This window comes from Gimesia panareensis, from assembly GCF_007748155.1.
GTDB lineage: Bacteria > Planctomycetota > Planctomycetia > Planctomycetales > Planctomycetaceae > Gimesia > Gimesia panareensis.
In genome coordinates this window covers 1166457-1181491 of the sequence record NZ_CP037421.1, presented here as the reverse complement: position 1 = coordinate 1181491, position 15035 = coordinate 1166457, and the positions used below count along the sequence as shown (strand labels likewise).

Below are 15035 nucleotides of genomic sequence, written 5' to 3'. Positions count from 1 at the left end.
GGTAGGGATCGACCCCATGTGTCCGCCCGTGGGAGTTGGCGCCGTTGTTTATCCGATCTGGCACTGGTGGTTTACGTTTCCGTTGAAAAATTCATCCAGCAGAATATCGCCAGGCGGGCCGACACATGGGTCGGCCCCTACTTTTTCTGTTATGCGGGTCTCCGTGCTAAAACGTGACTTTAATGGTTTTAAGCGGATCTTATGCGGTAATAAGCGGGGGATAAGTGGTAAAAACTGGCAAGAAACGGAGTGCATCGATGAGCAGTTGTTTTTCAAATCGTGCTGAAACCAGCGGGTTTTATAGTGTGCTTGTGCCATCGGTTCTGAATGTTCCCGTCAAAAACAGGTGTTGCTCGCGCGCGCGACGCATAACCAGGTATTCTGGTCAGGTGCAGGTCTGGGTCCAGTCCAGTTTATTCAGTAGTCAGGGAGGATATAGGAGGTGGGAAATGTTTATCTCAGCAGCACTGTCGGACAAGCCGAGCAGTGAAACTATGTAGGAAGCCTCCGTCGGATCGAATAACGTGTAACAAGTTCGTTCACAATTTGTTTCACGAAATCTCACCGCCGGAGGCAACGATGTTGTATGTTGGTTTAGATGTGCATGTCAAGCATATTACGATTTGTGTACTTAATAAGGATGGTAAGCTGCTGCAGCGGTGCCAGCTGCCATGCCTGGATGATGTGATTCAATTTCTGATGAACCTGCCGGGACGATACGAAGTCTGTTTTGAAGCCAGTACCGGTTATGGCATCTACTTTGAAGCTCTGAGTAAGATTGCTTCTCGTGTTGCCGTGGCTCATCCAGGACTGTTGAAATTGATTTTTCGTTCCAAGCAAAAGAATGATCGTGCGGACGCAGAGAAGCTGGCCAAGCTATTGTTTCTCGATGAAGTTCCGACCGTTCATGTCCCGACTGCAGACGTGCGGGCCTGGAGAGAGTTGATTACATTCCGAGGCAAACTGATTCAGAAACGGACCCGGGCTAAAAATGGAATTCGCTCGCTTCTGAGAAGTGTTGGTTGCAGGGTTCCCAAAGAGTTTGGTCTCTGGACCATACGGGGGATGGAATGGCTAAAACAGAAAGATCTGAAACAGCCGATGCAAAATCTGAAACGGAACATGCTGGTAGAAGAGATCGAAACACTGACGAGGCAAACCAGGCTGGTTGAAACGGAACTGGCCCGCTATTCGAAAGAGAACATTGCCGTGCAGCAATTGCAGAGTATCCCCGGCATCGGCTTACGCACTGCTGAGGCATTCGTGGCCTTTGTGGATGACCCGCATCGATTTGCCAACAGTAAGAAAGTGGGGGCCTACTTCGGTCTGATCCCGATCCAGGATCAGTCAGGGAGTACCAATCGACTGGGGCATATCACACGGGAAGGGTGTGCAGAGGTCCGACATCTGGTTACCGAAGCGGTTTGGCAGGGGATTCGATATTCACCGACGATTAAAGCCTATTATGAACGGATTCATCGCCAGGAAAAAGACAGGAAAAAAATTGCGATTGTAGCCACATCGCATTACCTGGTGCGTGTGATGTGGTCCATGTTGAAAAATGGAACCTTGTGGAAAGAACGGAGCCTGGCAGTCTGAGCGACTGCAGTTTAGATAAGTAATTCAAAGAGTTGTGTGGGAATTAAGTTTCACGTTGAGATCGAAAGTGGGATTCAGGTGACATCCCGACGGGTGCCATGGCGCATTGCGATGCCGTAGCAGTGAATGGGAGTCACCGTAATTTGTCTAGTGGCGCCTCGCCAAGGTGAGTGATGCCGGATGGATGGTTGGATAATTCCGCGTTCTTCTCACTACGGTCTTGACAGAAGCTTCCTCATGGATGGCACCCGACTGCTCAGAGGGTAGGAGTTATTGGGGGCCATTTGAAACGTTGCTCCGTCAGTTTCCTGCTCGCGATACTCGCCCCGAATTGCATTCGGGGTTACCCGATGATTCAGACGCAGGGAGGATATGGGAGGTGGGAAATGTTTATCTCAGCAGCACTGTCGGGCAAGCCGAGCAGTGGCACTCAACGTCAACGGACATCGACGCGCATGAAAAAAAGGGACCACCGGCTGGTGGTCCCTTCGAGGGTGCCTTCTTTTTGTGTCGCGGACGAATCAGTCCCAGGTCAGAGAACCGGAGCTCTGGTATTCGGTCACGCGGGTTTCGAAGAAGTTCTTTTCCTTCGAGAGGTCCATGGTTTCGCTCATCCAGGGGAACGGATTCGCAGAACCGTACTGGGCGGGCAGGCCGATGCGTTCCAGGCGACGGTCAGCAATGTGCTGCACGTATTCGCGGAACAGATCGCCGTTCAGCCCCAGAATCCCGGTGGGCAGACAGTCGTTGGCGTACTCGATTTCGAGTTCAGCCGCATACTTGATGCGATCGATGATCGTCTGCTGGAACTCGGGAGTCCAGACTTCGGGGTTTTCCTGCTTGATGCCGTTGATCAGGTCGATGCCGAAATTCAGGTGAATGGTTTCGTCCCGCAGGATGTACTGGAACTGTTCCCCGATCCCGGTCATCATGTTGCGGCGATGGAACGAGAGGACCATCACGAAACCGGTGTAGAAGAACAGGCCTTCCATGATCAGGTAGTAGCCGATCAGGTTCTTGAGGAATGCCTGAGTTCCTTCGAAGGAATCGGTGGAGAAATCAGGATCCAGAATTTCGGAAGTCAGTTCCATTTCCAGCTGATCTTTTTTGGCGATCGCCGGTACTTCGTGGTACATGTTGAAGACCTCAGACTCGTTGAGCCCCAGGCTTTCCACGATGTACAGGAAGGTATGGGAATGGACGGCTTCTTCAAACGCCTGACGCAGCAGGTACTGACGACATTCGGCGTTGGTCACATGCTTGAAGATGGCCAGCACGATGTTGTTGGCCACCAGGCTCTCTGCGGTCGCAAAGAAGCCCAGGTTCCGCATGATCACAAACCGCTCGCCTTCGCTGAGCTTGCTGGAACGCCACATTTCGATGTCTTTGGTCATTCCGACTTCGGTGGGCATCCAGTGGTTCGCACAGCCATTCAGGTAATGTTCCCAGGCCCAGTGATACTTCAGCGGCATCAGCTGGTTGACGTCAACCTGCGAGCAGTTAATCAGTCGTTTTTTATCCGCCTTGAAGCGGCCTGTGGGAGTATCCCCCACGGGAGTCAGTGAAGGAGAACCGGATGTATTGGAATTGAGAATTGTCATCATAACACCTCATTAAAATCCATTTGAAAAAAACAGGAGCACACAATATTGATCGTGGGACGCAGCCCGCCAGATTACTGGCAGGCTTCGCAGTCACCATCCAGATTACAGGATTGACCGGGTGTCACCACGGTAGCTGGTTGCACCGACCGTTCTACCTGAATGTCACCAGAAGCACTGGCGTTCTTCATCCAGCGAGGCTGAATGCCGAACTTGTTGACGTCCACGGTTGATTTTTCAACCTGGGTGGCTGCCAGTGTTCGCAGGTAGTAAGTCGTTTTCAGACCCCGTTCCCAGGCCAGCATGTACATTTCATGCAGCTTCTTCCCGGACGGTTCTGCCAGATAGAGATTGAGTGACTGTCCCATATCGATCCATTTCTGGCGATGGGCGGCACACTCAATGATCCACTTGGGTTCGACTTCAAACGCCGTCAGGTAACGGGCCTTCACGTCATCGGGAATCCGCTCAATTTCGACGACCGAACCATCGTAGTACTTGAGGGCTTCCAGCATGTCGGCATCCCACAGGTCGAGGGCTTTCAGGTCGTCCACCAGTTGACGGTTGACCTGAGTAAACTCGCCGGAAAGGTTACTCTTCACATACAGGTGCTTGTAGGAAGGTTCGATCGACTGCGACACACCAATAATAGTAGAGATGGTCGCGGTCGGAGCGATCGCCATCACGTTGCTGTTACGCATGCCGTTGGCGGCGATGGAATCGCGGACGCGCTGCCAGTCCAGACGGGCCTGACGGTCCACGTCGACGGAGATGCCCCGCTCTTTCTCATACAGATCGAGCGTATCGATCGGCAACAGACCCCGCTCCCACTTGGAACCTTCGTAGGAACCGTAGCGACCCCGTTCTCCCGCCAGTTCGGAAGAAGCCAGGATCGAAAAGTAGGAAATGGCTTCCATGCTCGCATCGGCAAACTCAACGGCCTGCATGCTGGCATAGCTGATTCCCTGGGCAAGCAGAGCGTCCTGGAAGCCCATCACGCCCAGACCGACGGGACGATGACGGGTGTTGGAGTTGCGTGCTTCGGCAGTCGGGTAGTAGTTGATGTCGATCACGTTGTCGAGCATCCGCATGGCGGTGCGAACGGTCTCTTCCAGCATCCCCAGGTCGAGCTGACCATCGACGATGTGCAGCTTGAGGTTCACGGAACCCAGGTTGCAGACCGCGGTTTCATCGCGGGAGGTGTTGAGCAGAATCTCGGTACAGAGGTTACTGCTGTGAACCACGCCGACATGATCCTGAGGCGAACGGATGTTGGACGGATCTTTCCAGGTGATCCAGGGGTGACCAGTTTCGAACAGACGGGTCAGCATCTTCCGCCAGAGTTCGACCGCGGAGATCTTCCGGAACAGTTTGATCTCGCCGGTTTCGGTCATGCGTTCGTATTCGACATACCGCTGTTCGAAATCGTGACCGTAGAGATCATGCAGATCGGGAACGCTGTCCGGGCTGAACAGGGTCCACTCGGCGTCTTCGCGAACACGACGCATAAACAGGTCGGGAATCCAGTTGGCGGTGTGCATGTCGTGCGTCCGACGACGATCGTCGCCGGTGTTCTTCCGCAGATCGAGGAACTCTTCGACATCCAGGTGCCAGGTTTCGAGGTAGGAGCAGACGGCCCCTTTCCGTTTTCCGCCCTGGTTCACAGCCACAGCCGTATCGTTGACCACTTTCAGGAACGGAATCACGCCCTGGCTCTGGCCGTTGGTACCGCTGATGTGCGAGTTGGTCGCCCGGATCTGAGTCCAGTCGTTCCCCAGTCCGCCGGCCCATTTGGAGAGCTTGGCGTTATCGGAAACACACTTGAAGATGTGATCCAGATCGTCGTCGACGGTCGACAGGTAACAGGAGCTCAACTGCGGATGCAGCGTGGCTGAGTTAAACAGCGTCGGTGTCGCCGAGGTGAAGCGGAAGGTGGAGAGAATGTTGTAGAACTCGATCGCCCGTCCGGTCGGATCGCCTGGTTCCTGGATCGCCAGGCCCATGGAAACCCGCATCCAGAAATACTGGGGCGTTTCAATGCGTCGGCCGCCGATGTGCAGCAGATAACGGTCGAAGATGGCCTGCAGCCCGAGGTACTGGAACAGGTGATCGCGTTTGGGCTCCAGGGCCAGGGCGATGCGGTTCAGGTCGAAGCTGAGCAGATCGGGGCTCAGACGTTTAGCTTCGATGCCATCGTTGAGAAACTGCTGGAACCGATCGACGTACAGCTGATTCAGTTCATTGACGTCAGCCGGAGCATTCCCCAGGGCGTCATTGTAGATGATTTTCAGCATCAGGCGTGAGGCGACGGTATCGTAAGCCGGATCGCGTTCGATGCGGGTCCGGGCTGCCAGAATCATGGCGCGATACAGTTCTTCAACGGAGATGCCGTCAAAGATGGAACGCATGACTTCTTCGAGCAGGTCTTCTGCCGAGCAGTCACCTTCCAGACCGCGGCAGGCTTCCGACAGGCGGGCCAGGATCCGTGATTCGTCGAAGGGGACTTTCGTGCCGTCTTTGAGGACGACGTGGAACCGGGGTGCGGAAGACTTGACGGTATCGGCATCGTCTTCCAGCTCTGATGAGCCACGCAGAGCACGCAGCTTGGCGCGTTCGGCGCGATAGACGATGTAACGACGGGCGATCCGGTAATGACCGCGACGCATCAGCATCATCTCGACGACGTCCTGAATCTTCTCGACTTCAACGCCTTCATCACTGCCGGCTGCTGAAGAAATTTCGTTGGCGACTGTCTCGACCATCTCCGGAATTTCCATCCGGATTTCATCATCGAGGGGCTGATTTTCCGCGAGATTCAATTCTGCACGAAAAGCGTTGGAGATTGCTCGACCGATCAACGAAGCATCAAAGGGAGCCTTGCGCCCCCCGCGCTTCTTGACGATCCATTCTGTTTGCGCTCGAATCATTCGATTGCCTCCTTAAAATGGAATGCTAAAAATCCGGCTGTGTCCATGCCGACAGCAGCTTGGTGTCTCAAAAAGATGTGTGGTGATATGAACTGCAGTGACACCCCTGGTGACACCACATGAAGTGCTCTCACTTCCCTATGCCAGAAAAGGCACAACAGAAAAGACAGGAAACATAAAGAGAAGGGAGCAGGCAGGTAGCATTTACGCATTGCATGAACTGGCAACTCCTTTTGCTCTTAAGAACCCTCACTGATCTGAAATTCGATTTCTGAACAATATCTGAAATGTGAGAGTCGAGGCTCCGACAAACCCCTTCCTGACAGGTTTTTCGAGTCATCAGCAGACACGTTGAGCACTCTGAAAAGCGACAAGAAACGCAGCCCGCATCTATTCAAAATAACACTACCACAAGGCTTGTCAAAACCAACTTCTTTTTGCCCCAGACGGAACCAGTTGTATACTGTTTTGTCTGGGTCACTCACTCATAACACCCAATATAGTGTGTATATTTCAGTAGTCAATACTAAATGTTGGACATCGTCCAAAGATGTCAAGAATCATTAACGAGACTCATCAAAAGCCTGTATTTGTAGAAATTACACACAAATTTCATTTAAATCCAATCCCGAACTCACGAAAAAAATCAAAAGAATCTTTTCCGAATCAGCCGATCGTCAAACTCCCCGATGCCCCTGCATCTTGCAAAAAGAGACCAGCTTAAAAGAGAGCAAACCGTTCAAACTCGCCAGTCTTCATCAGAATTTCACACTGTCAACAGACAGGAAACACGCCAGCAGCCCCTCTGATTAACGCTTCAGCAATCCCCAGCGTCGCGCCAGACTCTGTAACAGCAGTCCGAAAAACTCTAACTTCGAGACCTCAGGCCGCTCTTTCCAGACGTTAAACTGCAGACCTTCGACATGATCCAGGATCTTTAACCCGCCCCGCGCGAACAGATCGATATCCACCTGCAGACGTCCCGGTAACTGAGGCACCAGCGGCAGTCCCTCTCGTAGAAACTGGCGCGCCCGCGTCACTTCAAACTCCATCAACTGCTGAAAGGCGGCGTTAAATTCATGGTTCTGCATCTGCTCTGCGGTATAACCAAAACGCTGTCGATCTTCAGCGGGCAGATAGATGCGGCCGATCTCATAATCGCGGGCTACGTCCTGCCAGAAGTTCGCCAGTTGCAGGCCGGTGCAGATGGAATCAGACCAGGCCAGGTTCTCCTCCGTCACCGACCGGCACAGATGCAGTACCAGTCGCCCGACCGGATTCGCACTTCGCTGACAGTATCCCAGCAGCTGCTCGAAAGTCTCATATTCCAGTACCCGCTGATCCTGTTCGAACGCCTGAATCAGGTCGTCAAAGGCACTCTGCGGCAGATTGAATTCCACAATCGTCGGGGCCAACGCGACAAACACTGGATGCAGCTTCTCGCCTGCTGTGGGCCGCTCCTGGCCTGTCTCGGACAGGCTGGCATAACAGGCCTCGAGCTGCGACCGCCACCAGCAGAGCAGCTCCAGCGACTGCTCTGCCCCATCTACTTCATCGCCCAGATCGTCGGCCCAGCGGCAGAAGGCATACACGTTGAAAAAGTGCCTGCGCAACGGGCGAGGGAGTACCCAGGAGACGACGGGAAAATTCTCGTAATGCCCCACCGCGACTCCGCGGCAGTAGTCCTGAGCCTGTGCGAGCGAAACGGGAGCATCCGTTCCCTCAAAATAGGCCGAATCCGGTCCCCAGGCTGCTAATTCATGCTCAAATACCGTCATTTAGCCGGAAGTTCCCAAACGCAGGGCTCCAGTTGATTAACAATCGCCGGTCAACTGGATAACCTGTAGAAATATGACTCAGCCGCTATAATAAGCGAACCACAGGCAGTGGTTCGCTGAGCTCTGTTTGTGACCGCCCGGTCCCCTCACCGGCTTGAATGTCAGCAGCAATCAGCTCCGATTTGACAGGCGCTTCACGGATTCTCCTACCAGCTTCAGGGATACAGCCCCGCGAGCGGGAAATCAAGCGAGTGAACCGGCTCCCGTTAAATTCAAACTGAAAAACGATTTCTCTGGATAAATAGATACATCATGGCCATACCCAAAATTGCCATCGTCGGCCGCCCCAATGTTGGCAAAAGTTCGATCTTCAACTGGATCGCCGGACACCGGATCGCGATCGTCGACCCCACCGCCGGCGTGACCCGCGATCGTGTCACGTACCTCGTGCATGAAAAAGACCGCTACTTCGAACTCGTCGACACGGGGGGGATCGGGATTACTGACAGCGATGATCTGTCCGAAGACATCGAACGCCAGATCCAGGTCGGCATTGATGAAGCCGACCTGATCCTGTTTGTTGTGGATGGCAGCATGGGCCTGGCCCACCTGGACGAAGAAGTCGCTCAGCGGCTCCGTTCCATTGAAAAGCCCAAGATCCTCTGTATCAACAAATGCGATTCCACCCGCACCGATGACGAAGCGGCCCAGTTTTTTGGCCTGACGAAAGCTCCGGTGGTCCTCACCAGTGTCAAAGGGAACCGCAACCGCAATGAGTTGATTAAAACCATTCTGGATAACCTCCCCCCCGCGGAAGAGTTTGAAGAATCGGAAGGCGAAAATCTCTCCAACCCGCCGGAACTGAAAATCGCGATTGTCGGTCGCCGTAATGTCGGCAAGAGTACCTTCATTAATGCCCTGGCCGAGTCAGAGCGGATGATCGTCAGCGAAGTCGCAGGCACCACGCGGGACAGCGTCGACATCCGGTTTGAATTCGATGATAAATCGTTCCTGGCCATCGACACGCCTGGGGTACGCAAACGCAAGAGCCTGGCCAATGACATCGAGTTCTACGGCCTGACCCGTGCCAAACGCAGCATCCGCCGCGCTAATGTGGTGCTGATGTTCTTCGATTCTCAGCAGACGATCTCCAAAGTCGACAAGCAGCTGGTTGCGGAAATTGAAGAGAACTTTAAGCCTTGTATCTTCGTAGTCAATAAATGGGACCTGGCCCGCAAAAGCGAAATGACTTCGGAGAAGTGGGACGAATACCTGACCAGCCAGTTCCGCACCATGCGGCACGCCCCGGTCGCCCTGGTGACCGCCCGCGATTCGAAGAATATCAAGCAGGTCATCAACCTGGCACAGACGATCTACAAGCAGTCCCGCAAACGGGTTTCCACCGGACGGCTCAACAAAGTCGTGCGGGCGGCGATCCACAACAATCAGCCCCCTTACTCCAAGAACCGGCGTCCCAAAATCTTCTATGCCACCCAGGTCGCGACCGAACCGCCGACGATCGTGTTGAAGTGCAACGATTCGAAGCTGTTCAGCGAGTCCTGGAAACGTTACCTCAGCGGCGTTTTGCGGGAAGAACTCCCCTTCAACGAGATCCCGATCAAGATTTACTACCGCTCCAAGGATCTTAAGGAAGATGTGGGCCCCAGCCTGGATATGCAGGACGAGTTCGAGGAAGACTTCGAGCAGGAGTAGGCTTTTGTCTGCTTACCCCCAAAGTGACTGACACTCCGCTCGAAACTCTAATCGAAGTTCATCTGCTTAATGTGTTCCGCCGCAGCGTCTACCAGGACGTCGCGGAACATGCGATCGGGATTGTCGAAAAAGGCGATACTGATTCCGCGATCGACCGAGCGGGTCGCCAGCAGGGTCTGCATCGGTGTGGGAGGCACATAGCGCTCCATGTAAATCAGCCGCATGCCGGGACCTTCGAGATTCAGCAGGCGCTCAAAATACTGCATGGCCAGATTACCCTCGCGCGCCAGCACTGCCCCCTTCACCGAAACACGAAGTTTCTGCCATTCTTCAGGCGTCATCTCTTTTTTCCAGGCCGTGACCTGCCGATGCATGGCATCCAGCTGACTGGCTGCTGCTTCGGCAATATTCGCTTGAATCATCGGCAGCATACTGCGCGTGAAAGCATACAGCTCCTCAGTACTGCAGCGTTGCTGTTGAATTACGTGTTCCAGGAACTGCTTCGAACCGGCCAGCAACTGTTTCTGCCGCTTAAGCTGTTCACCTTCCAGACCAATGTGATCCAGCTGCTTCTCGACCCGGTCCATCTGACCGTGATATTCAGCCAGTTGCTGCAGACGCTGCGTGTCCAGTGCGCCGGCACCGGGTGGTCCGAGCATCAGGTAGATCGCGACCGGCATATGAGCAAAGACTTTGACCGTATCGTAGCGGGGAAGCAGAACTTCAGAAGTCGTTTCCTTCCCGTTGCGGATCAGCACGAGCTGACCATCTTTCAGCAGAATGATCGGACCACCAGCAGCAAGGTCCAGTTTTCTTGCGACCGTGTGTGCATTGATGAAGTGCCGATTCAGCTTCAGCAACGCGTCTCCTGCTGCTGCATCGATTTCTTCCGTGTAAGCCATCTGGGGCAGCAGCATCAGAATCAGCCCCGCCCAAAGTATTTGTCTCATCTTCCTGCCTCCCTGTTTTAGACTGTGTCCAGTTTTACTGTAGCGTCTCCAAGGCCATTTGGATCGAGTATATTAGATTGTGGCACGCTATGGTAAAATGTGATGTGCTCTAGAATAAGCTGTTGGATTGAATCGGTGTTATGCTTAAAGCCGATAGAACGCTTCCGCGTTGTCGTGGAACAGCTTTCGCTGAAATGCCTCGGAGCGATCCTGCACGATCCACTGCAGTGCTTCGTACCAGGTTTCAAACGTCGCCGTCAGCGTACAGACCGGCCAGTCCCCTCCAAAAAAGACGCGGTCTTCGCCGAACGTTTCCAGGCAGAAGGCGATGTTCTGCTGGAGGTCCGCCGGTTTCCAGGTTCCCGCCGTCGCGGTCGCCACGATTCCGGATATCTTGCACATCACCTGCTCCCGCTCAGCGATTTGACGCATTCCTGATTCCCACTCCGCCCGCGCGTCCTGCTGGTCGGGCTGCACACTCATGTTGCCGCAATGATCGACGATAAACCGGGTGTCCGGGCAAGCATCGACAAGTTCCACCGCATCTTGGATTTCAGCCGGACGCATGCACAAATCGAAGCTCAGGTCATGCTCTCCCAGCAACTGGACATTCTGTTTGAACTGCGGTCTCAGGCACATGCCCCGCGGCCGATCCGGATCGTGCAGGACGCTCCGTACCCCCTTCAGGAACGGATTCCCGAGGAACTCTTCCAGGTACTTACCGAAGCTGGCTTCGCCCGGTTGACCGCCGATGACGGCACCTGACATCGGATTGTCAGGCTGAGTGCACAAATCGAGCACGTAGCGGGCTTCTTTTGGATGCAGATCCGGGTGAACATTCACTTCCATGTAGACCGTTTTCGCGATCGGACAGTTCCGGGTCGCGGCCTGATAATCGGCCATGCGAAAGCTGTGACGCAAGACATCCATTCCCGGCAATTCCAGCCAGGGCAACTCCAGCAGATCCAGATCCCAGAGGTGCTGATGCGTGTCGATAACAGGTTGTTGATCCATGCCCGGTTGCTCCTGAAAAATAACTGAGATGTATCGTTGTTTTACCCTGTACGAAGACTCATTGCAAATCAGAATTCAGCGTTGTTTACGCTGGTATTGAACGGGTCAATCCGTTAGAAGTGAGCTTTCCCGAAAGAGCGTTCTCAGAAGATTACGAACTCGATGCAAGCCCCCCAGAATCAACATCATCCCCAGACAGAATACGAACAGCGGCTCAAGAGTCGTGCGGCGGCCGTACAGGCTTTCGTTAATCAGAGCGATCGCTTTTCGACCTGGCGCGGCCTCGTCTTTCTGGCAGCCGTCGGCATCCTGCTGGCAGCGACTCTCGGTGAGCTGCTGAGCCCCCAATGGCTCTTCGCCCCGGCTGTGGCATTTGTGATCCTCGTCATTCTGCACGCCCGCTGCATTCGCCGCCTGAAACGGGCCCGACTGGCAGAAGCCTACTACCGGACCGCACTGGACCGCCTGAACGACCAGTGGATCGGCGTACGGCCTGCGGGTGAGGAATATTACGACCCGCAACACATGTACGCCGGCGACCTGGACCTGCTGGGGCGAGGCTCCCTGTTCCAACTGATCTGTGCCGCCCGCACGAAACTGGGTGAAGAGACACTGGCCCGCTGGCTGCTCGGCCCCGCCAGCACTACCGTAATCCGGGAGCGGCAGCAGTCTGTCGAGGAACTGCGCACCGAACTTGATTTCCGTGAAACGCTGGAGCTGCTTGAAGCAGAAACCCACAGCGAGATCGAGCAGACACACCTGGCCGACTGGGTCAGGCAGCCATTGATCTCCATTCCCGCACCTTTGCAGTGGGCCTCAATGATCACGGGGATTTTCGCCGCTCTGTCGGTGCTCAGCTGGCTGTTCTCCTGGACCGGAATCGCCCCGATTGTTGTCGCCATTATCATTCAGGTCTGTCTGCTGTTTTTTGTCGGCCCGCAAATCCGCGAGCTGCTTAACCAGACAGATGAAGTGCGTGACGGACTGCCGGTCCTCTCGGATGTGCTCTCGCTGATTGAACAACGCGAATTTGAATCGTCGCATCTCAAAACGATCATAGCCGCCCTGCAGACAGATGGAGTGCCTCCTTCCAGGAGCATTGCCCAGCTCAGGCGGGCGATCCAGGGCTTAAACAACTGCTTTCGCAACCAGTTCTCCGCCCCGCTGGCCATCCTGCTGGGAATCCCCTTTCATTACCTGAGTGCTATTGAACGCTGGTTAAAACGCGTGGGGCCGCACTGTCCCGAATGGCTGGCGGCTGTCGGCGAATTTGAAGCCCTCTGCTCCCTGGCTGGCTATGCTTACGAACATCCGGAAGATCCGTTCCCTGAAATCGTGGAACCGGAAGAGGGTCCCTGCTTTGAAGGGACCAGCCTGGGGCATCCCCTGCTTCCACTCCAGCAGGTTGTACGCAATGACGTCACGTTGAACTCCGAACACCGCCTGCTGATGATCAGCGGCTCGAACATGTCCGGCAAAAGCACACTGATGCGAACCGTGGGTACCAACTTTGTGCTCGCCCTGGCCGGCGCACCGGTGAGGGCTGCTTCCCTGCGTGTCTCGCCCATGCAGGCGGGCACCGCGATGCGTGTACAGGATTCGCTGCAACAGGGGGCCTCGCTGTTTTATCAGTCAGTCGCCCGCCTCTCAGCAGTGGTGCACCTGGCAGACGCCCCCGAGCCTGTGCTGTTCCTGCTCGATGAAATCCTGCAGGGCACCAACTCCCATGACCGTCGGATCGGGGCACAGAGCGTGATCGAAACTCTCATCGAACGGGGCGGAATCGGGATTGTGACGACCCACGACCTGGCGTTGACGGAAATTACCGGCCTGTTTGGCGATCTGGCCCGGAACGTGCATTTCGAGGACCAGCTGGTGGACGGCAAAATGACCTTTGACTACCGGATGCGTCCGGGAGTCGTCGAGCACAGCAATGCCCTGGAGCTGATGAAGATGATGGGCATCAAACTCAACGAAGCAGAAATCGATCCAAAATCAGCGGAGACCAACCGCTGACAGGCCGCTCAGCCGACGATGTACATCGCCACCTGGAAATAAATAATCAGTCCCAGGATATCAACCAGTGCGGTGATAAACGGATTCGACATCAGCGCCGGATCCATTCCCAGCCGGCGGAAGCCCATCGGCAGCGTCCCCCCCGCCGAGATTCCCATCAGTACCACTAAAAATACCGACAGTCCGACGACAGACGCCTGTATCAGTTCCGCAGTAAATGCCCAGGAGATAAAAAAACTGATCACGGACAGGAATCCCCCCAGCAACAGCCCCAGCTTGAACTCTTTGCGCAACAGCGCATTGAGCTCATCGCGCTGAATGTTCGACTCTAAAGCCATCGCCCGGATAATCAGTGTTGCGGACTGCGAACCTGCATTACCGCCACTGGCCAGGATCAGGGGAATGAACAGCACCAGCCATTCGAACTTGTCCGAAACCCCTTCGTAGTGTTCCAGAACCTTGGCCGCCAGGAAGGAAGGCACCAGCAGAAAGATCAGCCAGCCGATCCGCTTGCGGATGACGGTCATCAACGATGTCGAGAGATAGCTGTCTTCGAGCGGTTCGACCGCTGCCAGACGATAGGTATCTTCGGTCGCCTCTTCCTGCATAATATCGATGGCGTCGTCGTGCGTCACAATCCCTACCAGCTGATTCTGGTTATCCACCACCGGGATCGCCACAAAGTCGAACCGGGCCAGCTGCTGGGCCACGTATTCCTGGTCATCATCCACCCGCACGGAAATTACGTCCCGGTTGATCAGTTCCGACAGGGGCCGCGCCGGACGCGCCAGGATCAGGTCACGCAGGGACACAATCCCCTGCAGCCGCCGTCCTTCATCGACCACGTAAATATAGGAGATGATTTCACTGTCCGGCGCCTGCTGACGCAGTTTTTCCAGTGCCTGGGCCACGGTGATATTTTCCGGCAGCGACGCATATTCGGTCGTCATGATCGCGCCGGCGCTGTCCTCCGGGTAGGAGAGCAGCTTGCGGATATCGCTGCGTTCCGCCTGGGCCATCAGTGGCAGGAGCTCTTCCACATGCTCCTCATCCATCCGTGAGAGCAAATCGACGCGGTCGTCGGGGGCCATCTCTTCGATCAGCCGGGACAGGGGCGCCCGGTTAATGACGGCAACGATTTCGATCTGCTGTGGCAGGGGCAGGAACTGAAAGATTTCCGCCTGCTTCTCCGGTTCGCAGCAGGAGATCACCCGCCAGACCTCCTGGCTGTCGAGCTCGGCCAGAATTTCTGCAGTCACAGCCGGATACAGGGCATCACAGAATTCCTTAATGCCCGCGTGATCGCCTTCATCCAGCATCACCCGGAGCTCTGGCAGCAACAATCGCCCATACATACGGAACGCCCCTTTTGAATGTGATGTTGATCAGTCGCACAAACCAGTTCTGGTGACTTTGATTGGCAGGAGTCGAGCGCCC

General features: G+C 55.0%; 9 protein-coding genes. 3 read left to right on the top strand and 6 right to left on the bottom strand.

What is annotated here, in order from left to right; genetic code table 11:
• Positions 1 to 579: 579 nt before the first annotated feature.
• Entirely contained in the window at positions 580 to 1599 is a 1020-nt protein-coding gene (locus Enr10x_RS04530; RefSeq protein WP_145448276.1) for an IS110 family RNA-guided transposase, read from the top strand.
• A gap of 521 nt (positions 1600 to 2120) precedes the next feature.
• On the opposite strand, the gene Enr10x_RS04525 is transcribed toward Enr10x_RS04530, so the two are convergent.
• From Enr10x_RS04525 to hpnC, 3 genes are all read right to left on the bottom strand, one after another.
• The gene (locus tag Enr10x_RS04525) at positions 2121 to 3200 is read right to left on the bottom strand and encodes a ribonucleotide-diphosphate reductase subunit beta (RefSeq protein ID WP_197996576.1); all 1080 of its coding nucleotides are present in this window, start codon (positions 3198 to 3200) and stop codon (positions 2121 to 2123) included.
• Between the two features lie 74 nt (positions 3201 to 3274).
• Positions 3275 to 6127: a ribonucleoside-diphosphate reductase subunit alpha gene (locus Enr10x_RS04520; RefSeq protein ID WP_145104420.1), complete on the bottom strand. Its 2853-nt coding sequence runs from the start codon at positions 6125 to 6127 to the stop codon at positions 3275 to 3277.
• An 809-nt stretch (positions 6128 to 6936) separates the two neighbouring features.
• The gene (gene hpnC / locus Enr10x_RS04515) at positions 6937 to 7905 is read right to left on the bottom strand and encodes a squalene synthase HpnC (RefSeq protein ID WP_145448275.1); all 969 of its coding nucleotides are present in this window, start codon (positions 7903 to 7905) and stop codon (positions 6937 to 6939) included.
• A gap of 312 nt (positions 7906 to 8217) precedes the next feature.
• Between hpnC and der the strand changes: the two genes are divergently transcribed.
• Complete coding sequence (der, locus tag Enr10x_RS04510; RefSeq protein ID WP_145104416.1) at positions 8218 to 9618, top strand: ribosome biogenesis GTPase Der; 1401 nt, start codon at positions 8218 to 8220, stop codon at positions 9616 to 9618.
• Between the two features lie 47 nt (positions 9619 to 9665).
• Here the strand turns inward: der and Enr10x_RS04505 are convergent, their stop codons facing one another.
• Together Enr10x_RS04505 and Enr10x_RS04500 are read right to left on the bottom strand one after the other, a co-directional pair.
• Positions 9666 to 10568 (bottom strand): hypothetical protein, encoded by a 903-nt coding sequence (locus tag Enr10x_RS04505; RefSeq protein WP_145448274.1) that lies wholly within the window; start codon positions 10566 to 10568, stop codon positions 9666 to 9668.
• A 144-nt stretch (positions 10569 to 10712) separates the two neighbouring features.
• Positions 10713 to 11582 (bottom strand): amidohydrolase family protein, encoded by an 870-nt coding sequence (locus Enr10x_RS04500; RefSeq protein ID WP_145448273.1) that lies wholly within the window; start codon positions 11580 to 11582, stop codon positions 10713 to 10715.
• Between the two features lie 162 nt (positions 11583 to 11744).
• Between Enr10x_RS04500 and Enr10x_RS04495 the strand changes: the two genes are divergently transcribed.
• Positions 11745 to 13598, top strand: coding sequence for a MutS-related protein (locus Enr10x_RS04495; protein ID WP_145448272.1), 1854 nt, complete (start codon positions 11745 to 11747; stop codon positions 13596 to 13598).
• A gap of 8 nt (positions 13599 to 13606) precedes the next feature.
• Here the strand turns inward: Enr10x_RS04495 and mgtE are convergent, their stop codons facing one another.
• Positions 13607 to 14953, bottom strand: coding sequence for a magnesium transporter (gene mgtE / locus Enr10x_RS04490; RefSeq protein WP_145104401.1), 1347 nt, complete (start codon positions 14951 to 14953; stop codon positions 13607 to 13609).
• Between the last annotated feature and the right edge of the window lie 82 nt (positions 14954 to 15035).